We start from the raw sequence: 24487 nt of genomic DNA, 5'->3' as shown, positions 1-24487 counted from the left end.
CGACCTCCACGCCTAGCCCCCGCCTCGCGAGGGAACCAGCCAGCAATCCTCAGGACGTCTCTGGCCCGTGGGGTGAACACGACGCTGCGAACTTCACAGTGGCGTAAGTTCCGATGTTAGCAGCAAATGTGGAGGAGAGACCGGGTCAGCTCGAGCTCTCGTCGGCCCCGGTTGTGGTGTCTGGCTTGGGCTTCCGGTACGGCGTGGCGGCCTTGTCGAGCTTCGGGTCCCCGGCGGTCTCGATGTCGGGATCCGGAGGCAGATTGTCCGGGGGCGGCGGAGGCAGTTCTGCCTCGGTTGCCGACTCGCCGGGCTCGGCCGTTTCAGGTCCGGCCGTCTCGGGATCGGCTTGGCCGGGTTCGGCTGTCTCCGCGTTCTTCGTTTCAGGCTCGGACCTGTCCGTTGCCGGGGCTTCCTGACCAGTGGGCTCGGTGGCCTTTGCGGCGGTGGCTCCTGCAGTCGCAGGCTTGTCCGCCGTCTCGGTATCCGCGGCATCCGAAGGCTGGGCTACGCCGGTCGCATCCGGTGCGGTCTCCTCGAGCGTTTGGTCCGTTGTTGCCTGGGCGGCCGCTGCCGACGGCGCCTTCGACTCGAGCCCGGCAACCGGTCCAGCCGAGTCGGCCGGCTTGTCGAGGTCGACGCGCCGGGTGCGGGTCGAATCGTCGTCGGAGTTCTTCGCGGTGCCCGCCGCAGCAACCGTCGCCGGTTCGCGTTCGTCTTCGACGTACCCGTCGACGGGGTGCTCGGTGGGTCCGGCCTCCGGGGCAGCACCCGGGTGATAGATGTCGTGCGGCGTCTCCCTGCCCTTGGGCGCGATGACCACATACAGGGCAGCGCACACGAACACCAGCGCAGAGGTGAACAGGTTGATTCTGATGTCCCACAGCATGGTGGCCGGGTCTGTCCGGAGGGTTTCGATGACAAAGCGCCCGACGCAGTAACCAGCCACGTAGAGCGCGAACAGTCGCCCGTGGCCGATCCGGAACCGACGGTCGATGATGATCAGCGCGGCCACGATCAGCAGGTTCCACAGCAGCTCGTAGAGGAACGTCGGCTGCACGATCGCGTAGACCTCGCCGGTGGACTTGCCGTCGATGAGGTTGGGGCTGGTGAAGCCCGAGGAATCCGACCTCTCGTAGATCTTCAGGCCCCAGGGTAGATCGGTCCGGTCTCCGTAGAGTTCCTGGTTGAACCAGTTGCCCAGCCGGCCGATGGCCTGGGCGAGCAAGATCGGTGGAGCGATCGCATCGCCGAAGGGCGGAAGCTTGATCCCGGCGCGGCGAGCTCCGATCCATGCGCCGAGGGCACCGAATGCCACGGCGCCCCAGATACCCAGTCCGCCGTCCCAGATCTTGAAGGCGTCGACCGGCTCTTTCGCACCGTCGCCGAAGTACGTGTTCCAGTCGGTGATCACGTGGTAGATGCGGCCACCGATCAGACCGAACGGGACCGCCCAGATTGCCACGTCGAGCACTTCGCCATCGCGGCCGCCGCGTGCGATCCAGCGTCGGTTGCCCCACCAGATCGCGACGACGATGCCGACGATGATGCAGAGCGCGTAGGCCCTCAGCGGGAAGGGACCGAGATGCCAGACACCCTGCGACGGGCTGGGGATGTACGTCAGCAGCTCAGTGGTCACGAAGGAACCTCGGTCGACACCGGGTCTTGCCCGGCGTACGTCGCCCGGACGCCCTCGGCGAGTTCGGCAGTCAGTGCACGAAGCGCGTCGCCGCCCTCGGCCAACGCGCTCACCAGAGCGGATCCGACGATCACGCCGTCGGCGTATCCGGCGATCTCGGTGGCCTGCGCCTTGCTGCGTACACCCAGTCCAACCCCGATCGGGATGTCCGAGTGCAGACGGATGCGGGCGCAGAGTTCCGGGGCCATGGTGGAGACGCTGTCGCGGGCACCGGTGACGCCCATCGTGGAGGCCGCGTAGACGAAGCCGCTGCTGGCCTCGAGTGTCATGGCCAACCGCTCCTCGGTGGACGACGGTGCCACCAAGAAGATGCGGTCGAGATGGTGCTCGTGGGACGCAGCGATCCAGCTGTCTGCTTCCTCAGGGATCAGGTTCGGGGTGATCAAGCCCAGGCCCCCTGCGCCGGCGAGGTCACGCGCGAACGCATCGACCCCGTATTGGAGAACCGGGTTCCAGTAGGTCATCACCACTGCACTGCCGCCCGCGTCGGAAATTGCCTCGACCGCTGAGAACACGTCCCGGACCCTCACGCCCGACCGCAATGCCTGGTCGGCCGCGTCCTGGATCGTCGGTCCGTCCATGACCGGGTCGGAGTAGGGGACCCCGACCTCGATGATGTCGCAGCCGGCGTCGACCATGGTGCGCATCGCGTCCAGCGACCCCGGAAGGTCCGGGTAGCCCACCGGCAGATACCCGATGAGCGCGCTGCGCTTCTCCTCGCGGCAACGGGCGAAAAGGGGGCCGAGCCGGGAGTGGGCCGTCGGGGATTCAGACATGACCATCCACTTCGAAGAGTCCGAACCACTTGGCGGCGGTGTCGACGTCTTTGTCACCACGTCCGGACAGGTTGACCACGATGATCGAGTCGGAACCGAGTTCCTGGCCGAGTTTGAGGGCACCGGCGACGGCGTGCGCCGATTCGATCGCCGGGATGATGCCCTCCTTGCGACTCAGAAGCGCCAGTGCGTCCATCGCCTCTGTATCGGTGATCGGTCGGTATTCGGCCCGCCCGATGTCCTTGAGGTGTGCGTGCTCGGGTCCGACTCCGGGGTAGTCCAGTCCGGCCGAGATGGAGTGCGACTCGGTGGTCTGACCGTCGCTGTCCTGCAGGAGGTAGGAGTACGCACCCTGGAAGGCGCCCGGGGTTCCGCCCGTGAACGTTGCCGCGTGCCGGCCGGTGTCGACGCCGTCGCCGGCCGCCTCGTAACCGATCAACCGAACGTCGGTGTCCTCGAGGAACGGGTGGAAGATGCCGATCGCGTTCGACCCCCCGCCGACACACGCGACGACCGCGTCAGGCAGTCGACCCGCCGCTTGCTGGATCTGCTGGCGCGCCTCGAGCCCGACCACTCGTTGCAGGTCTCGGACCATCATCGGGAACGGGTGTGGACCGGCCGCGGTACCGAAGCAGTAGTACGTGTCGTGGGCGTTGGTCACCCAGTCACGCATCGCCTCGTTGATGGCGTCTTTCAAAGTCGCAGAGCCGGTTTCGACCGCCACGACCGACGCACCGAGCAGTCGCATCCGGGCGACGTTGAGCGCTTGCCGTTCGGTGTCGACCCGACCCATGTAGATGATGCATTCCTGGCCCAGCATCGCGCAGGCGGTCGCGGTGGCCACACCGTGTTGGCCGGCACCGGTTTCGGCGATGATGCGGTTCTTGCCCATCTTCTTTGCGAGCAACGCCTGGCCGAGCACGTTGTTGATCTTGTGAGAACCCGTGTGATTCAGGTCTTCTCGTTTGAGGAAGATACGTGCACCGCCCGCGAGCTCGGAGAGGCGCCGCGCTTCGTACATCGGTGAGGGGCGACCGCTGTAGTCGCGCTGGAGCCGGTCGAGTTCCCCGAGGAACTCGTCGTCCGAACGCACCTTCTCGTAGGCGGCGGTCACTTCCTCGATGACGGCCATCAAGGCTTCGGGCACGTGCCGTCCGCCGTAGACACCGAAGTGCCCGCCGCGATCCGGTTCGAACGACGTCCGGGAGGCGAGCCCGGCACTGGCCGGGGGCAGATCCGAGAACGACTGGGACGGTGAAGCAGATGAGGACGAAGACGTCATGTTGCGGCGAAGGCCTAACGGACTGGTTTGGGACAGGACGGGTGGGTTCCGGCGGTCACCAGTTCGGATACCGCGGCGCGCGGGTCACCCGAGGTGACCAGCCCCTCCCCGACCAGCACGGCATCCGCGCCGGCGCCGGCGTAGGCCAGCAGGTCGGCGGTGCCGCGTACTCCGGACTCGGCGATCCGGATGACCTCGGTGGGCAGCCCGGGAGCGATGCGAGCAAAGCTGTCCCGGTCGACTTCGAGGGTTTTGAGATTGCGGGCGTTGACGCCCACCACCGACGCACCGGCCTGTAGGGCCCGGTCGGCTTCTTCTTCGGTGTGGACCTCCACCAGCGCCGTCATCCCAAGAGACTCGGTGCGGTCGAGCAGCGACGCCAAGACGTTCTGTTCGAGCGCGGCGACGATGAGCAGGATGACGTCGGCGCCATGAGCCCGCGCCTCGTGGATCTGGTAGGGCCCCACGATGAAGTCTTTGCGGAGGACGGGCACCTGCACCGCAGCACGAACCGCGTCGAGGTCCGCGAGCGAACCGCGGAACTTTCGTTCCTCGGTGAGCACACTGATGATCCGGGCGCCGCCGGACTCGTAAGCGGTGGCCAGTGCGGCCGGATCGATGATGTCGGCCAGATCGCCCTTGGACGGGCTGGCCCGCTTCACCTCGGCGATGACGCCGATACCGGGTTCCCGCAATGCGGCCTGGGCGTCCTTGGGTTCCGGCGCTTTGGCCGAGGCGGCCTTGATGGACGCGAAGTCGATCACGGACTCACGCGCGGCGACGTCTGCTTTCACCCCGGCAAGTATCGAGTCAAGGACGGTTTGCGTGCTCATGATCAACCCCTTTCTCACGCTACTGGCGAGGTTGCGCGCAACACGCTAACGGCCACAGCTGCTCGTGATTTCCGTACACAAAGGGTAGCTGCGCTGCCATACCGTCCGGATTCGGGGTACCGGGCCGGTACGTGAGACGCGTCACGGTTGCCGATCGGACGGACCGACGGTCGGATCATCGCCTGTGTCGAGGGCGTCCCAAAGCATGCGTTCGTTGTTCGGCGCGCCGTCCGCGGCCGCCTCGGTGGACGAGGCGCGTCCGCCCTCCTGGGGGTCGTTCGAGCCGGAGACTCGCCCCGACTTCTTGTCCGCCTTCCGCTTGGCGAACACCTGTTCCTCGAGCTCGGCCCGGCGTGCCGCAGGCGATTTGTACTTCGACGACATGGGGGCATCCAGCGCGGCCGTCTGCAGCATGACCACGGCCCCGAGTACTGCTGCCAGCGCACCGAGAAGCACCACAATGCCTGGCAGCACCGAGGTGTCGACCTCGAGCGGCTGATACCGCGCCGGCATGTCGATCACCTTCGCGGCGTAGGTCGTGTGGTCATCGCCGGTGAGAAGGGTGATCGCGGGCAGGATCCCGAGCACGGCAATGGCCGCCACGATGACGGCGGCGATCCGCAGCGCCCACCCACGCAAGGAAGCGGCCGCAGCGATCCCGGCCAGCAGGACAATCGCGAGCGGGGTCAACAGCAGCGTCCAGTCCGACCCTTTGACCGTGAACGTGCGGGGCGGTGCCATTCCGTCTGCGGCGATCAGTTCGGCCCACGTCATGCGAGAGGCGGCCCAGAACGCGACCGCCGCCACGCCGAGCAGAACGGCGATCACGCCGAGCCGCCGGCCACGTCCACCACCGCGCGGGCCGGCCATCCCCTCATCGGACGGCAGTTCGCCGGGGTTCGTCGTATCGCCGGGTTCGGTCATCGGTCGCCACCCACTCGTGACATCGTCTCCGCGGCGGCGATGGCCTTGAGGACACCTCGCGCCTTGTTGCTCGCCTCGTTGTACTCGTAGTCAGCCTGGCTGTCGGCCACCACGCCTCCTCCGGCCTGCACGTAGGCCCGCCCCTCGGTCATCACCGCGGTGCGTATCGCGATGGCGGTGTCCGCATCGCCGGCGAAGTCGAGGTAACCGACCACACCCCCGTACAGACCACGCCGAGTCTTCTCGTGCTCGTCGATCAGTTCCATCGCGCGCACCTTGGGTGCTCCGGTCAGGGTCCCCGCCGGAAAGCACGCGTTCACCGCGTCGAGAGCGGTGCTCTCATTACGCAGATGGCCCGACACCGTGGACACCAGGTGCATGACATGGCTGTACCGCTCGATGTGCCGGTAGTCGCTGACCTGCACAGTCCCTGGTTCGCAGACCCGGCCGAGATCGTTGCGTCCCAGATCCACGAGCATCAGGTGTTCGGAGTTCTCCTTCTCGTCCGCCAGCAGATCCTTCTCGAGCAGCAGGTCGTCCGCCTCGGTGTCCCCGCGCCAGCGGGTACCCGCGATCGGATGAGTGGTTGCCACCGAATCTTTTACGGTCACAAGCGCTTCCGGACTGGATCCGACGATGGTGAAGTCCGGGCGTCCGATGCCGGGGATGCGCAGAAGGTACATGTACGGGCTGGGGTTCGTGGTGCGCAGCACGCGGTACACGTCGATCGGATCGGCATCGGTCTGCATCTCGAAACGCATGGACGGAACAACCTGGAATGCCTCGCCGGCCTCGATCTCCGACACGAGGCTGGTGACGATGGTGCCGTACTCCTCACGGGTGCGCTGAGCAGTGAATTCGGGTTCGACCGGCCGATAAGTGGACACCGTCGAGGGCGCCGGAGCGGCGAGCGCCTCCGTCATCGTGTCGAGCCGGGCGAGCGCATCGGCGTAGGCGAGCTCGGCGCGTTCGGCGGTGCCGTCCCAGTTGACCGCGTTGGCGATCAGCGTGATGGTGCCCTCGTGGTGGTCGACCGCTGCGATGTCGGTGGCGAGCATCATCAGCATCTCGGGCAGGTGCAGATCGTTCTCGGTGGTGTCGGGCAGACGCTCAAGCCGCCGAACGGCGTCGTACGCCAAGAACCCGACGAACCCGCCGGTCAGCGGAGGCAAACCAGGCAGCCGGTCCGTCGCCAGGATCTTCAACGCCTCGGCGAGCGCGGCGAGTGGGTCGCCACCTGAAGGTGCGCCGGCCGGCCTGGTCCCCCACCACGTCGCCTCACCGTCCACGGAGGTCAACGCGGACGGTGAACCCGCCCCGATGAACGACCATCGTGACCACGAGCGCCCGTTCTCCGCCGACTCCAGCAAGAAGGTCCCGGGCCGGTCACCGGCCAGTTTGTGGTACGTCGACAGCGGGGTCTCCGCGTCGGCGAGAACCTTGCGGGTCACCGGGACCACCCGATGGTCGGCGGCGAGGTCGAGGAACTCGGCCAGCGTGGTGGTGTCTGAGAAACCCCCGGCAGGTGCGGCGGCTGTGGTCTTGTTCGGCATCCCGACCATCATTTCATCAACGGACTTCGTCCCGGTCGGCCGCCGCTATTGACCGAGCGGTTCCCCACCGATACCCCACTGCGTGCGTGGTACCTCGGTGATCGTGACCCACACGGAATCAGGGTTCTTTCCGGTCGCGCGGGCGTAGGCCTCGGTGACCGCGGCAATGGTCTCGCGTTTGACCCGGTCGCTGAGCCCCGGGGTCTGAGAGATCTGGATCAACGGCATGTCGGCCTCACTGTTTCGCTGGGTTCTGCGTCGCTGGGATTGTGCGGTCGCTGTGGGTTCTGACGGGACCCGCTCACGAGATGGAGGTGAAGAGAACGTCCGCGTCGAAACAACTGTGGTCGCCGGTATGGCATGCCCCGCCGGTCTGCTCGACCGTGAGCAGCACGGTGTCACCGTCACAGTCCAAGCGCACCTCGAGAACCTTCTGGGTGTGGCCACTGGTGGCACCCTTGATCCACTGGGTGCCGCGTGATCTGGAGAAGTACGTGGCCTCGCGGGTGGTCAGGGTTCGTTCGAGTGCGTCGTCATCCATCCACGCGACCATCAAGACATCGCCGGTCCCGGCTTCTTGCACCACCGCGCAGATCAGACCGTCGGCATTGCGTTTGAGCTTGCCGGCTGTCTCCTGGTCGAGCGACATGGGAACTCCTGGGGTTGAAACGGGCCGCGCGCTAGCGAACCGGGATGGACTCGGCCCGCATCGCGTCCTTGACCTGGCCGATGGTGAGCTGGCCGAAATGGAACACCGAAGCGGCCAGCACCGCGTCTGCCCCGCAACGCACCGCAGGCACAAAATGTTCCAGCGCGCCCGCTCCACCGCTGGCGATCACCGGGACCTGTACCGCTGCTCGGACCGCGGTGATCATGTCGAGATCGAAACCGTTCTTGGTGCCGTCCGCGTCCATCGAGTTCAGCAGGATCTCCCCAATCCCGAGGTCCTGGCCGCGTCTGGCCCATTCGACCGCGTCGATCCCGGTGCCCTTACGGCCTCCGTGGGTGGTGACCTCCCACCCCGATGGGGTCGGTGACTCGCCGTCAGGCACAGTGCGGGCGTCGACGGACAGGACGATGCACTGCGACCCGAAGTGCCGGCTCATCTCGCCGAGCACATCGGGGTTGGCGATGGCGGCGGTGTTCACACCCACCTTGTCCGCACCGGCCCGCAGCAGTCTGTCCACGTCGGCGACCGTGCGGACACCTCCGCCGACGGTGAGCGGGATGAACACCTGATCGGCGGTGCGCTTGACCACGTCGAGCATGGTGCCGCGGTTTCCACTGGAGGCGGTGACGTCGAGGAAGGTGAGCTCGTCGGCCCCGTCCGCGTCGTATGCGGCGGCCAGTTCCACAGGGTCGCCGGCGTCGCGCAGGTTCTGGAAGTTGACCCCTTTGACCACACGGCCGGCATCGACGTCCAGACACGGGATGACCCGTACGGCGACCGTCATCGGTATTTCTCCTTCGGAACCTCGAATGCACGTGGATCGCCGAGCTGCGAGATGAGCTCGACCAGTTCTCCGTGCACCCCTGGCGCGGCGGCCAGGATGGACGGCGAGTCGACCGTCCACGGGTCGCCCGCGAGGTCACTGATCTGGCCACCCGCAGCGAGCACCAGCGCGGCCCCCGCCGCGTTGTCCCAGGCGTGGTGGCCGAAGCTGATCGCGCCGTTGATCTGGCCGCCGGCGGTCAGGGCCAGGTCGAAGCCGGTGCTGCCGAACAGACGCAGTCGAGCGGTCCGTCTGCTGAGTTCGCCGAGCAACTCCACCCGGAAGGATCCCGGGTAGCGCCCGCGGCTGTCGAGGTTGAACGCACCGAACGCCAGCATTGCTTCGTCGAGCCGCAGGGTCGGCAGCGGATCGAGCAGCTTGCCGTTGCAGGTGAGACCGCCACCCACGAACCCGGCGTACTTCAGATCCGAGAGCGGGAGCCAGGTGAGTCCCAGCACCGGCAGTCCGTTGTGGAGCAGTGCCAGCAGGATCCCGGCCACCGGCACCCCGGCCGAGTAGTTGAACGTGCCGTCGATCGGATCGACCACCCAGACGGTGCCTTCGGTGAGGTCGGGTCCGCCGTACTCCTCGCCGTGCACACCGATCCCGGTGCGTTCCTGCAGTTCCGCCGAGATGATCCGTTCCAGCTCGAGATCGAACTCGGTGGCAAAGTCGGTGTGCCCCTTGGTGATCGCGCTGGGTGCACCCAGGCCATCGCGAAAGCGGGCGGTGACCGAGTCGAGCACGTCGGCCGCGGTGGCCAGCAGGCGGTTCGGATCGAGGTCGGCCGGGAAATCGGGGACGTCGGTGGCGGTCATGCGGGTGCGACGTTCATGACGACACCGCCGCAAGCGCCTCCACCAGGGTGAACCGCCCGGCATAGAGCGCCTTGCCCACGATGGCCCCTTCGACGCCACCGTCGACCAGTCCAGCGATCGCGGCGAGGTCGTCGAGAGTCGACACCCCACCTGAGGCCACGACGGGCGCGTCGGTCTTCGACGTGACCTCGCGCAGCAGGTCGAGATTGGGCCCGGTGAGGGTGCCGTCCTTGGTCACGTCGGTGACAACGTAGCGGCTACAGCCGTCGCGCTCGAGCCGGGTCAGGACCTCCCACAGGTCGCCGCCGTCGGACACCCATCCCCGTCCGCGCAGCCGGTACGAGCCGTCAACGAACTGGACGTCCAGGCCCACCGCGATCCGGTCACCGTGTTCGGCGATCGCGCGCGAGCACCACTCGGGGTTCTCCAGTGCAGCGGTGCCGAGGTTCACTCGCGCACAGCCGGTGGCGAGCGCCGCCCTGAGGGAATCGTCGTCGCGGATGCCGCCCGACAGTTCGACCTTCACGTCCAGCTCACCGATCACCTCGGCCAACAACTCGCGGTTGCTGCCCCGGCCGAACGCCGCGTCGAGGTCCACCAGATGCACCCACTCGGCACCGTCGCGCTGCCACGTCAGTGCGGCCTCCCGCGGAGAACCGTAGGACGTCTCGCTGCCTGCGGCGCCCTGCACCAGCCGGACCGCCTGGCCATCGGCCACGTCGACCGCCGGAAGCAGTTCAAGTCGTGAGCTCATGCTGTGTGTCAATCCCTTTCGGTGTTCTTCGGGTCGATCTCGGCGTCATCGGCATGGGCTGCCCGATCAACCATCCGGTTGGCCACAATACCCATCGCCGCGACCGCGACGACCAATGCCAGCAGCGCGACGACCAGGGCGGCCAGGGGTGCGACCTGCGCCAACCAGATCACCACGGGCACCGAGAGCACCAGAACCGCCGTGCCGGCGCCGAGCGCGAACACGGCGAGCCGGGCAAAAGAGAACTGGCGCGCCGGGCTCATCGCCGTCCGCGGGTGATCGCGGTCGGGCAGGTCGGGCTCACTTCAACGACCGCACCCAGTTGCGCAGGAGCCGGGCTCCGGCGTCACCGGACTTCTCCGGGTGGAACTGGGTCGCACTCAGTGGCCCGTTCTCGACGGCGGCGAGAAATCGACCACCGTGTTCGGACCACGTGAGCTTGGCGGGTTTGAAATGCCCCTCGGAGTGCAGTTCCCACGTCTGCGCCGCATAGGAGTGCACGAAGTAGAACCGCTCATCGGCGGGCATGCCCTCGAACAGGACCGAATCCGGTTCGGCCTCAACGGTGTTCCAGCCCATGTGTGGAAGCACCGGTGCCGGGAGCGCGCTGACCGTGCCCGGCCACTGTCCGCACCCGTCGGCCTCGACACCGAACTCGACGCCCCGTTCGAACAGGATCTGCATCCCGACGCAGATGCCCAGCACCGGGCGACCGCCGGCGAGCCGATCATCGATGATGCGGTCGCCTTTGATCTCGCGCAGCCCTTCCATGCATGTCGCGAAGGCTCCGACACCGGGCACGACGAGTCCGTCGGCCTCCAGGGCCGTGTGGGCGTCCGAGGTGACGGTGACGTCGGCACCGGTGCGCTCGAGCGCTCGCTGCGCCGAGCGCAGATTGCCTGATCCGTAGTCGAGGATGGCGACTGTGCGGCCTTCGGTGCCGCTCTCGGTGTTGCTCACAGCGCACCTTTCGTCGAGGGAACCCCGGTCACCCGTGGGTCTGGTTCCACCGCAGCCCGCAGAGCGCGTGCCACTGCCTTGAACTGCGCCTCGGTGATGTGGTGGGGGTCGCGACCGTACAGCGTGCGGACATGGAGTGCGATCTGTGCGTTCATCGCGAGGGATTCGAACACGTGCTTGTTGATGACCGTGTGGTACGGCACACCCGGATTTCCACCGATCGTGCTGGTGAGAAGGTGGTCGGGTTCTCCGGTGAACACGCAGTAGGGCCGGCCCGAGACGTCGACGATCGCCTGCGCGAGTGTCTCGTCCATGGGGATCCATGCGTCGCCGAAGCGACGAATACCCGACTTGTCTCCCAGCGCCTGTCGAATCGCCTGGCCGAGCACGATTGCGGTGTCCTCGACGGTGTGATGCGCCTCGATCTCCACGTCGCCCTTCGCGGCGACGGTCAGGTCGAAACTGCCGTGTGCCCCGAACGCGGTGAGCATGTGGTCGTAGAAGGCCACTCCCGTGGAGATCTCGGTGTTGCCGGTGCCGTCGAGGTTGATCTCGACGGTGATGGCTGATTCGCGGGTGGTGCGCTCGATCCGAGCGACGCGAGCCTGGGATGTCATTGTTGTTGTCCTCCTACGAGGTCGGAGCCGGCCAGTTCGGCACTGCGTGCCAGCAGTGCGTCGTTTTCGGCGGGCAGGCCGATGGTCGCACGCAGATGCCCGGCGATGTGCATGTCCCGGATCAGCACACCGCCGTCGAGGTAGTGCTGCCAGCTGGCTGTGGCATCGGAGAAGTCGCCGAACAGGATGAAGTTGGCGTCGGAGTCGACCACGTGGAAGCCGAGGTCGGTCAGTCCGGCGGTGACCCGTTCGCGCTCGGCGACGATGGCCGCGACTCCCGCGAGGGTGTCGTCGGCGTGCCGCAGTGCCGCGCGCGCGGCAGCCTGCGTGATCACCGAGAGGTGATACGGCAGACGGACCAGCAGCAGGGCGTCGATCATCGCCGGGTCGGCGGCCAGGTAACCGAGCCGCCCTCCGGCGAACGCGAACGCCTTGCTCATGGTTCGGCTGACAACAACCGTGGCCGGGAACTCCTCGATGAGCGCCACAGCGCTCGGCGCCGCGGAGAACTCCGCGTAGGCCTCGTCGACGATGACGATGCCGGGTGCCGCCGCCGCGACTGCCCGCATCTCGTCCAGCGGTATCGAGCCACCCGTCGGATTGTTCGGCGACGTCAGGAACACCACGTCGGGCCGCAGTTCCTCGATCGCGGCCAGTGCCACGTCGAGGTCGAACGAGAAGTCGGCGCTGCGCTTGGCCTCGATCCAGGTGGTGTCGATACCCGTGGAGATGATCGGATGCATCGAGTACGAGGGTACGAATCCCAGTGCCGTTCGTCCCGGTCCGCCGAAGGCCTGCAACAACTGCTGCAGCACTTCATTGGATCCGTTTGCTGCCCACAGGTTCTCGACACCGAGCCGAATGCCGGTCCGGGTGGTGAGGTATGCGGCCAGATCCGTGCGCAGGGCGACGGCATCGCGATCGGGGTAGCGGTGCAACTGACTTGCCGCTGCACGCACTGACTCTGCCAGGTCGTCGACCAATGCCTGCGACGGTGGGTGCGGGTTCTCGTTGGTGTTGAGCCGATATGGGACTTCCAGTTGCGGTGCGCCGTAGGGTGATTGACCCCTCAGCGATTCGCGGAGCGGAAGGTCGTCCAACCCGATGCGGCTGCTGGGAGCGCTCACCGCTGCTCGCCGCCGGTACTGTCCACCGTGCCGGCGAACCGCAGTCGGACAGCCTCGCCGTGGGCGGGCAGATCCTCGGCACGCGCAAGTGTCTGCACATGCCCGGAGACCTCTTTGAGCGCGGCCTCGTCGTAGTCGATGACGTGGACCCCACGCAGGAACGTCTGTACCGACAGTCCCGAACTGTGCCTGGCCGACCCCGACGTGGGCAGCACGTGATTGGAACCTGCGCAGTAGTCACCCAGACTGACCGGCGAGAAGTCGCCGACGAAGATGGCGCCGGCACTGTGCACCTGCGCCGCAACACCTTTGGCGTCTCGGGTCTGAATCTCGAGGTGTTCGGCCGCGTAGGCGTTGACGACCCGCAGCCCCTGTTCGATGTCGTCGACGAGGATCACACCTGATTGCGATCCGCCCAGAGCGGTGCGTACCCGTTCGCTGTGTGTGGTGCGCTCGATCTGTACTTCGAGTTCAGCGTCCACGGAATCGGCCAAAGTCGTGCTGTCGGTGACCAGGACGGACGCAGCCATCACATCGTGCTCGGCCTGACTGATGAGATCGGCGGCCACATTGACCGGGTTCGCCGAATCGTCCGCGAGGATCGCGATCTCGGTGGGGCCTGCTTCCGAGTCGATCCCGACAACGCTGCGGCACAACCGTTTTGCGGCGGTGACATAGATGTTGCCGGGGCCGGTGATGAGGTCGACCGGCTCGAGGTCGGTGCCATCGGTGTCGGTGCCGCCGTAGGTGAGCAGTGCAACCGCCTGCGCGCCGCCCACCGCCCACACCTCGGTGACCCCGAGGAGCGCGCATGCCGCCAAGATGGTCGGGTGTGGCCTGCCGCCGAACTGTGCCTGAGGCGGGGAACTGACGACCAGGGTGTCGACGCCGGCTTCTTGGGCAGGCACCACGTTCATCACGACGCTGGACGGGTACACGGCGTTGCCGCCGGGCACGTACAGACCCACGCGGCTCACCGGTATCCAGCGCTCGGTCACCGTTCCACCTGGACTGACCTCAGTTGTCACATCGGTGCGGCGCTGGTCGGCGTGCACCTTGCGAGCCCGGTCGATGGATTCGGTGAGTGCGGCGCGGACGTCCGGGTCGATGGCGGCCAGGGCCTGGTCGATCAGCTCGGTCGGGACCCGCACGGTGTCGGGTGCGACGCCGTCGAACTTCTTCCCGTACTCCAGGGCCGCTTCGGACCCGCGATCTCGGATCGCGTCGATCACCGGCTTGACCTGTCCGAGGACTGCGTCGACGTCGGTCGCGCCGCGCGGCATCGCCCGGCGCAGTTGAGCAGTGGTGGCACGGGCACCGCGTAGGTCGGTGCGGGCAAGCATCGGCGAATACTCCTGACGGGTGGGTCGGCGATCCACAGTGCGCTATGGATCCGGGTTCAAGGATATGCGGTGCGGCCAGCCGTTTTCACCGGCGGCCCTAGGATCAGCACATGGTCTTCGTCGTCCGCCTGCTGATCAACGCCATTGCGATCTGGATGGCCGGGGCGCTCGTCACCGGCATCTCCATCGCCACCGACGGCCGCGACACGTCCGCACAGGTCCTGATCGTCCTGTTCATCGCGCTGGTGTTCACCGTGGTGAACACCGCGATCAAGCCGGTGGTGAAATTGCTGTCGATCCCCCTGCTGATCGTCACACTGGGCTTGTTCACGCTGGTCATCAACGCTTTGATGTTGCTGCTGACCGCGTGGATCACCGACTCCACCGAGTTCGGGCTCAGCATCGACGGGTTCTGGACCGCAGTGTGGGGGTCGGTGATCATCTCGATCGTCAACTTCCTGCTCGGCGCGCTTGTTCCCGATCGCAGATCAAGGGACCGCAGACAGGCGCGTCAGACGTTCAGATGACGACCGGCGGTGTCACAGCGTCGAGTTGTCGATGACAAACCGATAGCGGACGTCGGAAGCGATCACCCGCTCGTAGGCCTCGTTGATCTGCTGTGCGGGGATGACCTCGATTTCCGAACCGAGATCGTGCTCGGCGCAGAAGTCCAACATCTCCTGGGTCTCGGCGATGCCGCCGATCATCGAGCCGGCCAGTGAACGCCGGTTCGCGGTCAAGGACATCGCCCGGACCGAGATCGGCTTCTCTGGCAGCCCGAGTTCTACGAGCGTGCCGTCGAGCGCGAGCATGCCCATGTACTTGTTGATGTCGAAGTTGACCGACACCGTGTTGATGATGAGATCGAACTTTCCGCGCAGCTGCTTGAACGTTGCCGGGTCGTCGGTGGCGTAATAGTGCTGCGCGCCGAGCCGCAATCCGTCTTCCATCTTCTTGAGGGATTGCGAGATCACACTCACCTCGGCGCCCATGGCCGCAGCGATCTTGACGCCCATGTGACCCAGTCCCCCGAGCCCGATGATCGCGACCCGCTTGCCCGGCCCCGCACCCCAGTGCCGCAACGGTGAGTAGGTGGTGATCCCGGCGCACAACAGCGGAGCTGCCACATCGAGCCCCAAGGAGTCGGGGATGCGGAGCACGTAATTCGCGTCGACCACCACTTCCTGGGCGTATCCACCGGTGGTCGGCTCGCCGTTGCGACCGGTCGAGTTGTAGGTGCCGACCATCCCGCGCCTGCAGTACTGCTCCTGGCCGAGGACGCAGGCCTCGCACTCACGGCATGAATCGACAAAACACCCGACGCCCACCCGGTCGCCGACCTGGTACTTCGTCACCTCGGAACCGATCTCCGACACGGTTCCCGCGATCTCGTGACCGGGAACGACGGGGTATGCGGTGTTTCCCCATTCGTTGCGAGCGGTGTGGATGTCCGAGTGGCAGATGCCGGCGTACGCAACCACGATGCGAACATCGTGCGGACCCACCTCACGAGTGTCGATGGTGGTGGGGACCAGCTCTTCCGTCGCGGACATCGCGGCGTAGGCGTTGACGGTCGGCACGTGTTCTACCTCCAGGGGAGTGGCGTGGGTGGTTCGATGAATGGCGTCGAGCGCCGTATTGAATCGTACAGGCGCATATGTCCCCGGCCCCGTGCGCCGAGTCAGCGCGAGCTCAGGCCTTGCGTTCACGTGCAGGAGTTCCAGAACCTGCGGACGGACGCAAGTCCGGCCTTTGCGGGAACTAGTCGCCGACCCAATCGAACCCGAGGTCGAGTGCGATCACCGAGTGGGTCAACGCTCCGACAGCGAGGTAGTCGACACCGGTTCGGGCGTAGTCCTCGGCGACATCAAGACTCAGACCACCCGAGGACTCGAGTTTTGTCTTCGGCGACCGCGAGTTCCTGCGCTGCACCGCCATCTGGGTCTGCCACAACGGGAAGTTGTCCAGCAGAACCAGCTCCGCCTCCAGCCCCAGCGCTTCGTCGAGCTGTTCGAGCGAGTCCACCTCGACCTCACACGGCAGGTCCGGGGACGCGGCACGCACCGCCTGCAGGGCGGCCGTGACAGAACCCGCAGCGGCCACGTGGTTGTCCTTGATCAGTGCAGCGTCGCCCAACCCCATGCGGTGGTTCTCGCCCCCGCCACACCGCACCGCGTACTTCTGGAGCAATCGCATGCCCGGCAACGTCTTTCGGGAGTCACGGACCTTGGCGCCGGTGCCGTCGAGCTCGGCGACCCACTGCGCGGTGGCGGTGGCGATCCCCGACAGATGACAGAGCAGGTTCAACGCGGTGCGTTCGGCGACAAGTAGTCCGCCGACCGGGCCCCGCAATGTCGCGACGACCGTGCCCGGTTCGACCACCGCGCCGTCCTCGAGGCGGTCGAGCACCTCGTATGCGCCGGTGCCGATCACCGCATCGAACACCTGTAGTGCAACGTCGAGGCCGGCGAGTACACCGGATTGCCGGCTGCCGAGGGCCACGGTCGCAACTGCTCCCTCGGGAACCGTTGCGGCCGTGGTGACGTCGGGTCCGTAGCGCAGATCCTCGTCCAGTGCGGTCGCGATCAGTGCAGCGACCTCAGCGGTGCCGGCAGGGTTGCCCGCCGTCACTCCCCCGACCCCGGATTGCCGATCTCGATCATCCGCTGCACGCTCAGCCGGGCGCGCTCGGCCGTGGCGGCGTCGACGTGCACCTCGTCCTTGCCCTCGGTGAGGCAACGCAGCAGCGCGGCCGGGGTGATCATCTTCATGTAAGGGCAGGACGCGCGGTCGTTGACTGCCTGGAAGTCGACGTCCGGGGCAGCCTTGCGCAGCTGGTGCAGCATGCCGACCTCGGTGGCCACCAGCACCTGGGTTGCACCGGTGGCGCGGGCGGCGTCGAGCATCCCACCGGTGGAGAGGATCTTGACCTTGTCCGCCGGCACGAAGCCCTCGCCCGCGAGGTAGAGAGCCGAAGTGGCGCAACCACATTCGGGGTGCACGTACAACTCGGCGTCCGGGTGGGTCCGGGACTTCTCCGTCAGCTCATCACCGTTGATACCGGCATGCACGTGGCACTCGCCGGCCCAGATCTGCATGTTCGTGCGGCCGGTCACCCGCTTGACGTGGGCTCCCAGGAACTGGTCGGGAAGGAAGAGCACCTCACGGTCGGGGTCGATGGAGTTGACCACATCGACGGCGTTCGACGACGTGCAGCAGATGTCGGTGAGACCCTTCACTTCTGCCGTCGTATTGACGTAGGAGACGACCACCGCATCCGGGTAGTCGGCCTTCCAGGCCCGCAGGTCCTCGGCGGTGATGGAGTCCGCGAGCGAACATCCGGCCCGCTCGTCCGGGATGAGCACCCGCTTGTCGGGGCTGAGGATCTTGGCCGTCTCCGCCATGAAGTGCACGCCACAGAAGATGATCTCGTCGGTCTCGGCCTCGGCCGCGATGCGCGACAGCGCAAGGGAGTCGCCCACGTGGTCGGCGACGTCCTGGATGGCAGGCAACTGATAGTTGTGGGCCAGCAAGGTCGCGTTGCGTGCCTTGGCCAGGCGCTTGATCTCGGCGAACCATTCGGGCGTGGGGTCGACTCCGGTGTAGAGAGGTGCGGTAGAGCCGATCGGGAGTTCCGTGGTGGTCATGTCCAACCACCTCCTGTTCGTGGAGCCGACCTACGGTGGCCGGCCTGGGATACTGGGCTGGGGTTTTCGACTGTAGATCGAAAACCTCGACCCGATCGTAGCACCCGCCTGCCGCGAGCCGCCGAAAGGCCGCATCCGCAACCCCGTCGACGTGGTCAAACAGTGCGCCACACACCCACTACACTCGCAGCCATGCCTGCGCCGAGCGTCTTTCATGAAGTGCTCTGCGCCGTGTTCCAGGTGCGCGAATCGCGTGAATGCGACGCTCCCCAGCTCTCGGTCCTGTTGTGGCAGCGGGCGTTCGACCCGCAGGCCGGATCGTGGTCGCTGCCCGGCGGCGGCCTTCGCGCCGACGAAGACCTCAGGACCTCGGCGCTACGGCAGTTGGCCGAGAAGGTCGACGTGCGCGAAGTCGCCCACCTCGAGCAACTGTCGGTGTTCTCCGACCCCGCCAGGATGCCCGGGCCGCGCGTCATCGCGTCCTCATATCTCGGCATGGTGCCGTCCGACTCACAGCCCAATCTGCCACCCGACACCCGGTGGCACCCGGTCTCACGACTACCGGAGATCAGCTTCGACCACAGCCAGATCGTCGAACGGGCACGGTCGAGACTGGCTGCCAAGTTGTCGTACACCAACATCGCGTTCGCACTCGCGCCCGCCGAGTTCTCGATGTCGGCACTGAGCGACATCTACTGCGCTGCCCTCGGCTACCCGGTGGACTCGACCAATCTGCTGCGCATCTTGTCCCGCCGCGGCGTGATCACCGCAACCGGAACAGTCGGGCGGACCGGACCATCGGGTGGGCGGCCACCGGCGCTCTATCGTTTTGCCGACAAACAACTGCGCATCACCGACGAGTTCGCGACGCTTCGCCCGCCGCCCTGACCCGCCGCGAAGGCGCTCACCCGGTCCGCGTGTGTTCGGCCAATTTCGTCAGGAGAACCGCGAGGGAAGCGACCTCGTCGTCGCTGAGCGTGTCGAAAGGAGAAGGCGCCGGATCCTCGACCGCTCGTGCCGCGTCGAGCATCTCCTGCCCCGCCTCGGTCAGCGACACCAACTTGCTGCGCCGGTTGGCCGGGTCCGTTCGACGGTCCACCAGTCCCCGCTGCTCCAGCTCTGTCACGGCCACCGTGGCGGCAGGTGCATCCACCGTGGCCGCCGACGCCAGCTGCTTCATGGTGAGCGGACCGCCGTCGAGCCGGCTCAGGATCCGAAATCTACTGAACGGCAACCCCGTTTGATCGATCACCGCGCGACGCCACGTCTCGCGGTTGCTGTGCACCAACGACGTCATCGTGCGCCACACCTCGTCACGCAGATCCCCCATCACCGACTCCTGCCGCCGGTGGGTGCGTGATGCGTCGGCTGGTCGATCGGCTTTTCGTCCGACTCGGCGAACAGGTCGGCAACCCGTGACGTGGTGCGCGCCGACGCCTCGGTGGTGGAGAAGATCCCCAATGCCGCGATGGTGAGGGCGAGTCCCGCCGTCACCCACCACAGCGGAGCCATCGCGGACACGGACACCGGCGACTCGGGCCCGGCCGCGATCACTGATCCGGCAATGGTCCCCGACAGCGCCACTCCCACGCTGATCCCGAGTTGGCGGCTCGTCGATGCGATCGCCGACGCGGCACCTGCGCGTTCGCGTGGCATCCCGCTGACGGCAGCCGTGGTGATCGGCGCGTTCACCGTTCCGAAACCGACCCCGAACATGCCGAACACGATGAGCATCTGCCAGTTGGGGGTATTCGATCCCAGTTGGGTGAGCAGGCTCGATGCCAATGCGAGCATCACACCCGCGAACACCAGGGATGGGCGCGTTCCATAGCGACCCACCAGGCGTCCGGACATCGGCGAGCAGATGATGGTGCCGATCGCGATCGGCAGGAACATCAGACCCGTCTCGACCGGGGAGTAGCCGCGGATTCCCTGCAGGTAGATCGACATCATGAACAGGAACGCGCCATAGGCGGCAAAGGCGCAGATGCCGGTGACGGTGGCCGCCGAGAACGGGATGCTGCGGAAGAACCGTAGTTCGATGAACGGGTCGGTCCGGCGCAGTTCGTAGGCACAGAAACCGCCGAATGCGACGATCGCCACCACAAAGATCCCGGTCGTCCGCCAATCGGTCCAGCCCATGCCGGGCCCCTCGATCAACCCGATGACCACACCAGCCATGAACGTGATCGCCAGGCCCTGTCCGATGGGGTCGAGTCCGCGAACGCGTTGCGACTTCGATTCGGGCACAACAACAATGGTGGCAATCACCGCGATCAGGCAGATCGGCAGGTTGATCAGGAACACCGACTGCCAACTGAACAGATCGATGAGCACGCCGCCCACGATCGGGCCGAGCGCCATCGAGACCCCGACCACCGCACCCCAGACGCCAACCGCCCGAGCACGTTCGACCCGGCCGGAGAACGTCTGGGTGATGATGGACATGGCGACCGGGTTGAGCATCGAACCGCCCACCGCCTGGAGGAATCTGGCGGCGATGAGGACCTCGACGCTGGGTGCCAGGCTGCACAGAAGCGAACCCAGAGCGAACAACGTCAGGCCGATCTGGAACACCCGCCGCCGCCCGAATCGGTCCGCGGTGGTTCCGGCGAGCATCAGCAAACTGGCCAACACCAGCGTGTAGACATCGATCACCCACTGCAATTCGGTGGGCGTGGCGTTGAAGTCACTCCTGATCGACGGGATCGCGACGTTGACGATGGTCGCGTCCATCGAGACGATCAGCAGGCTGAGACAGCAGGTCGCGAGAATCGCCACCTTGCGATTGCGGCTGAGATCCTCGACTGGTTTGGTCACGCAACTATTGTGAAACTACAACTGTTTCTACGCAAGTGCTGGCAGCAGATCACTCTCGGTGCGACACACTCGCTTCGACGGGAGCATCGTCGCCGGTTGCCGACTCACGAGGTTCGCCGCGCTCGAGGGCGACCAACAAGATGGTGGTGACCAGCGCGGTCAGAGGCGCGATCACCAGCAGGGCCCACGAGAACCCGACTCCTCCGGAGATGTCGAGCTGGGCACCGACGATGCGCAGGCTGGGCGGCTGGGTGAACTCCTGCCCGACCGCCGCCCCATCTCGACCCGAAAAGCGCAGTCGGGCAATGGCATCGCCCACCCATACCGCCCCGACGCCGGCGGTGATCGTCGACAGGGTCAACACCACCACGCCCAAGGGACCACGGAGTGACGGAGATGCCCAGAGCACCACGGCCAGCACCACACCGGCGGCCAGTGCCACACAGAAGAAGATCGCCAGGGCGGAGAACTCGGTGCCGGCGTCGCCGATGGCCACCGCCCTGTCCGATTCGATCACCCGACCGTCGATGCCCGGGGTGAGCAGGCCCCAGATCACTCCCCATGCACTAGCGACCAACACAATCCCCGCCACGACCAGCGCGGACGCCGATGCAGAAGGCGACAACGCCCGGCGCGAACCGGTCAACGCTGTGCCAGCTCCACCGAGTCGACCGTGCCGTGTCGTGAACAGCGCGCGGACCATCCGTCAGGACGGACCTGAACGACCATCCGGCGCCCACACTGCCCGCAGTAACGCGGTGGTTCCAGACCCAACTGCGCGGCCTTGGGCACCGAGTCCGGGTGCTCGAGCTCCAACCGCACGCCCGTGTACACCCCGAAGGTGAGAGGCGCGGCCAGCGGCGCGGGGATGTCGGTCATCGTCGGAGCGTTCCTTGAGATGCGAACTGTCAGATCGAGTCGTTGAGGGCCTTGATCGGCATCTGCAGCTCTTCGAGCAGATCCAGATCGGTCTCGGCCGGACGACCGAGGGTGGTCAGGTAGTTACCGACGATGACCGCGTTGATCCCGCCGAGGATGCCCTGCTTGGCGCCGAGGTCACCGAGCGTGATCTCCCGGCCACCGGCGAACCGCAGGATGGTGCGCGGCAGCGCCAGGCGGAAGGCGGCCACAGCTTTGAGCGCCTCTGCCGCCGGCAGCACCTCCAGGTCACCGAACGGGGTGCCCGGACGCGGGTTGAGGAAGTTGAGCGGAACCTCGTCGGGATCGAGCGAGGCCAGATCCGCTGCGAACTCGGCGCGCTGCTCAAGCGTCTCGCCCATGCCCAGGATGCCGCCGCAGCAGACCTCCATGCCGGCATCGCGGATCATTCGCAGGGTGCCCCACCGCTCTTCCCAGGTGTGGGTGGTGACCACGTTCGGGAAGTGCGAACGCGCGGTCTCCAGGTTGTGGTTGTAGCGGTGTACACCCATCGCCTTGAGCTCGTCGACCTGTTCCTGCGTCAACATGCCCAGGCTGCAGGCGATCTGGATGTCGACCTCGGCGCGGATCGCTTCGATGCCGGCAGCAACCTGCGTCATCAGGCGCTTGTCCGGACCACGTACCGCCGCAACGATGCAAAACTCGGTGGCGCCGGACTTGGCGGTCTGCTTGGCAGCCTCCACGAGAGCAGGGATGTCGATCCACGCGCTGCGCACCGGTGATGCGAACAAGCCGGACTGCGAGCAGAAATGGCAGTCCTCGGGGCAACCGCCGGTCTTGAGCGAGATGATTCCTTCGACCTCGACCTCCGGCCCGCAGTGCTTCATCCGCACGTCGTGCGCGAGCTGCAGGAGATCGGTCAGTTTCTCGTCGGGCAGCTGCAGGATCTGCAGTGTCTGCTCTTTGTCGAGCCCTTCACCGCGTTCCAACACCTGCTCGCGCGCGACGTCAAGAATGTCTGTGCGTACTGGTGCCTGGGTCACGTGGGGCCTCCCTCTTGTCATGAGTATTGCGGTCTCAGTGTGCCCTATCACCGTGGACGGTCAGTTTGGGGTGGGACACATGGCAGTCAGCCAATCGCGATCGAACCATCCAACTGCCTGCGACACGAAGGCCTGGCGGTCTAAAGTACCCGCCCCTGCGGGCACTTTCCCGACGATGGGCACGCCGGTGACCTGCGGCAAGTCCTCGAGATTGGACCGTTCGGCAAGATCCGGCTCGACGGGCCAGGACCCGATCACCACCCCGGCACACTCGAGTCCCGCCCCGGTGATCGCGCGGACGGTGAGCTCGGTGTGGTTCAGACTCCCCAGTCCCGGTGCAGCGACCACGAGTACACGCGCACCGATGGCCGCGGCGACGTCGAGGATGGTCAGATCGGCAGCCAGCCGGACCAGCACACCGCCGGCGCCCTCCACGAGGACGAGATCGGACCCGGCCAGACCGTCCACTGCCGCGACGATGTCGGACAACTGGACCGGCTGGGCGTCTTCGTTCCGAGCCGCACGCTCGGGGGCCAGTGGATCGCGGAAACGGGCACCTTCCGCCGTTGTCCTGACCCCGGCGAGACGCACGACTTCATCGATGTCGCCGGGATCGTCCGGACCGACCCCGGTCTGGGCGGGTTTGCACACGGCGACGTCGAGGCCACGAGCCATCACCGCCGCGGCGAGGGCTGCAGTGGTGATGGTCTTGCCCACTTCGGTGGACGTACCGGTGATGACCAGATTCACGGGTCAGAGTCCGTTCAGCACGGAGGTCACCGCGCCGGCCACCGTGCGGATGTCGTCGTCGGTGAGGTCGGCGCGCACGGTGAGACGCAGGCGAGAAGTTCCAGGCGGTACCGACGGCGGCCGGAAACACCCGACCAGCACGCCCTGTTCGCGACACCGTTGCGCCGCCAGCAGAGCCTGCGCCGGATCGCCCACAATGATGGAGACGACCGCGGCCTCTGGCGGTTCGCCGCCACACAAGTGCGCCAGCAGTGCCGCGTTCGCCCGTACCCGTTCGGACAGACCCGGTTCGTCGCGGAGCACCGCGAGGGCGGCCTGGGCGGCTCCCGCCGCGGCCGGCGCCAGCCCGGTGTCGAAGATGAAGCTACGGGCCCGGTCGATGAGGTGGTCGCGGACCGCCTCTGTACCGAGCACCACTCCCCCTTGTGCGCCAAGGGATTTCGAGAGCACTGTGGTGGTCACCAGATCAGGGGCGCCGGCCAGACCCACCTCGTCCAGCACGCCGCGCCCGCCGGAGCCACGGACGCCCAACGCATGCGCCTCGTCCACCAACAGAATCGCTCCGTGCTCGCGGGCCGCGGCGTACAACTCGGCAACCGGCGCGATCTGACCGTCGATCGAGTAGACCGAATCGGTGACGATCATGGCCCGCTGTTCGCTGCGTTCGGCAAGCTCGCGCCTGACGGCCTCGTGGTCGCCACGATCGACCACCACCACTCGTGCGCGTGAGAGCCGGCAGCCATCGATCAGCGATGCGTGGGCGCCACCGTCGCTGATGATCACGTCTCCCCGGCCCATCAGAGCGGCCACCGCGCCAACGTTGCCGAGATAGCCCGACGAGAAGACCAGCGCCGCCGGGTAACCGAGGAACTCGGCCAGATCCCTCTCCAGCGCCTCGTGCAGGGACGTGGTGCCGGTGACCAGGCGCGACGACGTGGAGCCCGCACCCCAGGTGTCGAGCGCCGCGTGTGCGCCGGCCAGGACCCGGGGATCGCAGGAGAGACCGAGATAGTCGTTGGACGCCAGATTGATCAGCGCGTTATCGGCCGCGCGAGGCACCAACGTGCGGTGCAACCCCGCGACCTCACGGACGTCGGCAGCCTCGGCCAGCCAGTCCAGGGCGCTGTCCGAATCGGTGCTTCTGTCGGTCGGGGCAAGTGGTTTCACTG

Annotated in this window: 28 protein-coding genes; 2 read left to right on the top strand and 26 right to left on the bottom strand. The window is 66.6% G+C overall.

Annotated elements, in window-relative coordinates; genetic code table 11:
* Nucleotides 1-145: 145 nt before the first annotated feature.
* The 16 genes from lgt to hisD form a co-directional block, all read right to left on the bottom strand.
* Nucleotides 146-1639 carry a prolipoprotein diacylglyceryl transferase gene (gene lgt / locus CSW57_RS24735; RefSeq protein WP_223249378.1) on the bottom strand — a complete coding sequence of 498 codons (1494 nt, stop codon included), beginning with the start codon at nucleotides 1637-1639 and terminating at the stop codon, nucleotides 146-148.
* Nucleotides 1636-2475: a tryptophan synthase subunit alpha gene (gene trpA / locus CSW57_RS21065; protein WP_099384683.1), complete on the bottom strand. Its 840-nt coding sequence runs from the start codon at nucleotides 2473-2475 to the stop codon at nucleotides 1636-1638. The genes lgt and trpA overlap by 4 nt, the downstream gene beginning before the upstream one ends.
* Entirely contained in the window at nucleotides 2468-3757 is a 1290-nt protein-coding gene (gene trpB, locus CSW57_RS21060; RefSeq protein WP_099384383.1) for a tryptophan synthase subunit beta, read from the bottom strand. Before trpB ends, trpA begins: the two co-directional genes overlap by 8 nt.
* A 14-nt stretch (nucleotides 3758-3771) precedes the next feature.
* Nucleotides 3772-4590 (bottom strand): indole-3-glycerol phosphate synthase TrpC, encoded by an 819-nt coding sequence (gene trpC / locus CSW57_RS21055; RefSeq protein WP_030172965.1) that lies wholly within the window; start codon nucleotides 4588-4590, stop codon nucleotides 3772-3774.
* Between the two features lie 141 nt (nucleotides 4591-4731).
* Nucleotides 4732-5514: a Trp biosynthesis-associated membrane protein gene (locus CSW57_RS21050; protein WP_099384382.1), complete on the bottom strand. Its 783-nt coding sequence runs from the start codon at nucleotides 5512-5514 to the stop codon at nucleotides 4732-4734.
* A complete protein-coding gene (locus tag CSW57_RS21045; RefSeq protein ID WP_370624002.1) occupies nucleotides 5511-7079 on the bottom strand; it encodes an anthranilate synthase component I in 1569 nt (522 codons plus the stop codon). Before CSW57_RS21045 ends, CSW57_RS21050 begins: the two co-directional genes overlap by 4 nt.
* Before the next feature lie 33 nt (nucleotides 7080-7112).
* Nucleotides 7113-7295 (bottom strand): tautomerase family protein, encoded by a 183-nt coding sequence (locus CSW57_RS21040; RefSeq protein ID WP_099384381.1) that lies wholly within the window; start codon nucleotides 7293-7295, stop codon nucleotides 7113-7115.
* Between the two features lie 73 nt (nucleotides 7296-7368).
* Complete coding sequence (hisI, locus tag CSW57_RS21035) at nucleotides 7369-7716, bottom strand: phosphoribosyl-AMP cyclohydrolase (protein WP_099384380.1); 348 nt, start codon at nucleotides 7714-7716, stop codon at nucleotides 7369-7371.
* A gap of 31 nt (nucleotides 7717-7747) precedes the next feature.
* Nucleotides 7748-8521 carry an imidazole glycerol phosphate synthase subunit HisF gene (gene hisF, locus CSW57_RS21030; protein WP_099384379.1) on the bottom strand — a complete coding sequence of 258 codons (774 nt, stop codon included), beginning with the start codon at nucleotides 8519-8521 and terminating at the stop codon, nucleotides 7748-7750.
* Entirely contained in the window at nucleotides 8518-9378 is an 861-nt protein-coding gene (locus CSW57_RS21025; protein ID WP_099384378.1) for an inositol monophosphatase family protein, read from the bottom strand. Before CSW57_RS21025 ends, hisF begins: the two co-directional genes overlap by 4 nt.
* 13 nt (nucleotides 9379-9391) lie before the next feature.
* Entirely contained in the window at nucleotides 9392-10132 is a 741-nt protein-coding gene (gene priA, locus CSW57_RS21020) for a bifunctional 1-(5-phosphoribosyl)-5-((5-phosphoribosylamino)methylideneamino)imidazole-4-carboxamide isomerase/phosphoribosylanthranilate isomerase PriA (RefSeq protein ID WP_099384377.1), read from the bottom strand.
* Between the two features lie 8 nt (nucleotides 10133-10140).
* Nucleotides 10141-10395: a hypothetical protein gene (locus CSW57_RS21015; protein WP_023960977.1), complete on the bottom strand. Its 255-nt coding sequence runs from the start codon at nucleotides 10393-10395 to the stop codon at nucleotides 10141-10143.
* Between the two features lie 37 nt (nucleotides 10396-10432).
* Nucleotides 10433-11092, bottom strand: coding sequence for an imidazole glycerol phosphate synthase subunit HisH (gene hisH, locus CSW57_RS21010; protein ID WP_223249377.1), 660 nt, complete (start codon nucleotides 11090-11092; stop codon nucleotides 10433-10435).
* Entirely contained in the window at nucleotides 11089-11709 is a 621-nt protein-coding gene (hisB, locus tag CSW57_RS21005) for an imidazoleglycerol-phosphate dehydratase HisB (protein ID WP_099384376.1), read from the bottom strand. The genes hisH and hisB overlap by 4 nt, the downstream gene beginning before the upstream one ends.
* Nucleotides 11706-12836 carry a histidinol-phosphate transaminase gene (locus CSW57_RS21000; RefSeq protein ID WP_099384375.1) on the bottom strand — a complete coding sequence of 377 codons (1131 nt, stop codon included), beginning with the start codon at nucleotides 12834-12836 and terminating at the stop codon, nucleotides 11706-11708. The genes hisB and CSW57_RS21000 overlap by 4 nt, the downstream gene beginning before the upstream one ends.
* Nucleotides 12833-14179, bottom strand: coding sequence for a histidinol dehydrogenase (gene hisD / locus CSW57_RS20995; RefSeq protein WP_099384374.1), 1347 nt, complete (start codon nucleotides 14177-14179; stop codon nucleotides 12833-12835). Before hisD ends, CSW57_RS21000 begins: the two co-directional genes overlap by 4 nt.
* A 110-nt stretch (nucleotides 14180-14289) precedes the next feature.
* Between hisD and CSW57_RS20990 the strand changes: the two genes are divergently transcribed.
* Entirely contained in the window at nucleotides 14290-14706 is a 417-nt protein-coding gene (locus CSW57_RS20990) for a phage holin family protein (protein ID WP_099384373.1), read from the top strand.
* A 12-nt stretch (nucleotides 14707-14718) separates the two neighbouring features.
* Here CSW57_RS20990 and CSW57_RS20985 read toward each other — a convergent pair whose 3' ends face one another.
* From CSW57_RS20985 to nadA, 3 genes are all read right to left on the bottom strand, one after another.
* Complete coding sequence (locus CSW57_RS20985; RefSeq protein WP_189339385.1) at nucleotides 14719-15732, bottom strand: NAD(P)-dependent alcohol dehydrogenase; 1014 nt, start codon at nucleotides 15730-15732, stop codon at nucleotides 14719-14721.
* Nucleotides 15733-15940: 208 nt separating this feature from the next.
* A complete protein-coding gene (gene nadC, locus CSW57_RS20980) occupies nucleotides 15941-16810 on the bottom strand; it encodes a carboxylating nicotinate-nucleotide diphosphorylase (RefSeq protein WP_099384371.1) in 870 nt (289 codons plus the stop codon).
* Nucleotides 16807-17826, bottom strand: a complete 1020-nt coding sequence (nadA, locus tag CSW57_RS20975) for a quinolinate synthase NadA (protein WP_023960993.1) — start codon at nucleotides 17824-17826, stop codon at nucleotides 16807-16809. The genes nadC and nadA overlap by 4 nt, the downstream gene beginning before the upstream one ends.
* Before the next feature lie 192 nt (nucleotides 17827-18018).
* Here nadA and CSW57_RS20970 point away from each other — a divergent pair, with 192 nt between their 5' ends.
* On the top strand, nucleotides 18019-18714 hold the full coding sequence (locus tag CSW57_RS20970; protein ID WP_099384681.1) for an NUDIX hydrolase: 696 nt from the start codon (nucleotides 18019-18021) through the stop codon (nucleotides 18712-18714).
* A gap of 16 nt (nucleotides 18715-18730) precedes the next feature.
* Here CSW57_RS20970 and CSW57_RS20965 read toward each other — a convergent pair whose 3' ends face one another.
* The 7 genes from CSW57_RS20965 to CSW57_RS20935 all read right to left on the bottom strand — a co-directional run bounded on the left by CSW57_RS20965 (nucleotide 18731) and on the right by CSW57_RS20935 (nucleotide 24485).
* On the bottom strand, nucleotides 18731-19156 hold the full coding sequence (locus tag CSW57_RS20965; protein WP_189339345.1) for a MarR family winged helix-turn-helix transcriptional regulator: 426 nt from the start codon (nucleotides 19154-19156) through the stop codon (nucleotides 18731-18733).
* Nucleotides 19156-20646 carry an MFS transporter gene (locus tag CSW57_RS20960; RefSeq protein ID WP_099384369.1) on the bottom strand — a complete coding sequence of 497 codons (1491 nt, stop codon included), beginning with the start codon at nucleotides 20644-20646 and terminating at the stop codon, nucleotides 19156-19158. The genes CSW57_RS20965 and CSW57_RS20960 overlap by 1 nt, the downstream gene beginning before the upstream one ends.
* A gap of 49 nt (nucleotides 20647-20695) precedes the next feature.
* Nucleotides 20696-21223: a DUF2567 domain-containing protein gene (locus CSW57_RS20955; protein WP_189339344.1), complete on the bottom strand. Its 528-nt coding sequence runs from the start codon at nucleotides 21221-21223 to the stop codon at nucleotides 20696-20698.
* A 65-nt stretch (nucleotides 21224-21288) separates the two neighbouring features.
* Entirely contained in the window at nucleotides 21289-21525 is a 237-nt protein-coding gene (gene bsaP / locus CSW57_RS20950; protein ID WP_030172909.1) for a biotin synthase auxiliary protein BsaP, read from the bottom strand.
* A 29-nt stretch (nucleotides 21526-21554) separates the two neighbouring features.
* Nucleotides 21555-22568, bottom strand: a complete 1014-nt coding sequence (gene bioB, locus CSW57_RS20945; protein WP_189339343.1) for a biotin synthase BioB — start codon at nucleotides 22566-22568, stop codon at nucleotides 21555-21557.
* Nucleotides 22569-22628: 60 nt separating this feature from the next.
* Nucleotides 22629-23318, bottom strand: coding sequence for a dethiobiotin synthase (gene bioD / locus CSW57_RS20940; protein WP_099384366.1), 690 nt, complete (start codon nucleotides 23316-23318; stop codon nucleotides 22629-22631).
* 3 nt (nucleotides 23319-23321) lie between these two features.
* On the bottom strand, nucleotides 23322-24485 hold the full coding sequence (locus CSW57_RS20935; RefSeq protein WP_099384365.1) for an 8-amino-7-oxononanoate synthase: 1164 nt from the start codon (nucleotides 24483-24485) through the stop codon (nucleotides 23322-23324).
* Nucleotides 24486-24487: the final 2 nt, after the last annotated feature.

The organism is Williamsia muralis (genome assembly GCF_002735905.1).
GTDB lineage: Bacteria > Actinomycetota > Actinomycetes > Mycobacteriales > Mycobacteriaceae > Williamsia > Williamsia muralis_A.
The sequence above is the reverse complement of the archived record's forward strand: the minus strand, read 5'-3'. Positions and strand labels throughout refer to the sequence as shown.

Coding starts and splice junctions, on each gene's coding strand:
- trpC (WP_030172965.1), bottom strand. CDS start 4,590: ATGAGCACGCAAACCGTCCTTGACTCGATACTTGCCGGGGTGAAAGCA.
- trpA (WP_099384683.1), bottom strand. CDS start 2,475: ATGTCTGAATCCCCGACGGCCCACTCCCGGCTCGGCCCCCTTTTCGCC.
- hisD (WP_099384374.1), bottom strand. CDS start 14,179: ATGCTTGCCCGCACCGACCTACGCGGTGCCCGTGCCACCACTGCTCAA.
- CSW57_RS20985 (WP_189339385.1), bottom strand. CDS start 15,732: ATGTCCGCGACGGAAGAGCTGGTCCCCACCACCATCGACACTCGTGAG.
- hisI (WP_099384380.1), bottom strand. CDS start 7,716: ATGTCGCTCGACCAGGAGACAGCCGGCAAGCTCAAACGCAATGCCGAC.
- CSW57_RS21025 (WP_099384378.1), bottom strand. CDS start 9,378: ATGACCGCCACCGACGTCCCCGATTTCCCGGCCGACCTCGATCCGAAC.
- CSW57_RS21040 (WP_099384381.1), bottom strand. CDS start 7,295: ATGCCGTTGATCCAGATCTCTCAGACCCCGGGGCTCAGCGACCGGGTC.
- trpB (WP_099384383.1), bottom strand. CDS start 3,757: ATGACGTCTTCGTCCTCATCTGCTTCACCGTCCCAGTCGTTCTCGGAT.
- hisF (WP_099384379.1), bottom strand. CDS start 8,521: ATGACGGTCGCCGTACGGGTCATCCCGTGTCTGGACGTCGATGCCGGC.
- priA (WP_099384377.1), bottom strand. CDS start 10,132: ATGAGCTCACGACTTGAACTGCTTCCGGCGGTCGACGTGGCCGATGGC.
- CSW57_RS20970 (WP_099384681.1), top strand. CDS start 18,019: ATGCCTGCGCCGAGCGTCTTTCATGAAGTGCTCTGCGCCGTGTTCCAG.
- CSW57_RS21015 (WP_023960977.1), bottom strand. CDS start 10,395: ATGAGCCCGGCGCGCCAGTTCTCTTTTGCCCGGCTCGCCGTGTTCGCG.
- bsaP (WP_030172909.1), bottom strand. CDS start 21,525: ATGACCGACATCCCCGCGCCGCTGGCCGCGCCTCTCACCTTCGGGGTG.
- CSW57_RS20965 (WP_189339345.1), bottom strand. CDS start 19,156: ATGGGGGATCTGCGTGACGAGGTGTGGCGCACGATGACGTCGTTGGTG.
- CSW57_RS21050 (WP_099384382.1), bottom strand. CDS start 5,514: ATGACCGAACCCGGCGATACGACGAACCCCGGCGAACTGCCGTCCGAT.
- CSW57_RS21045 (WP_370624002.1), bottom strand. CDS start 7,079: ATGATGGTCGGGATGCCGAACAAGACCACAGCCGCCGCACCTGCCGGG.
- nadA (WP_023960993.1), bottom strand. CDS start 17,826: ATGACCACCACGGAACTCCCGATCGGCTCTACCGCACCTCTCTACACC.
- hisB (WP_099384376.1), bottom strand. CDS start 11,709: ATGACATCCCAGGCTCGCGTCGCTCGGATCGAGCGCACCACCCGCGAA.
- CSW57_RS20990 (WP_099384373.1), top strand. CDS start 14,290: ATGGTCTTCGTCGTCCGCCTGCTGATCAACGCCATTGCGATCTGGATG.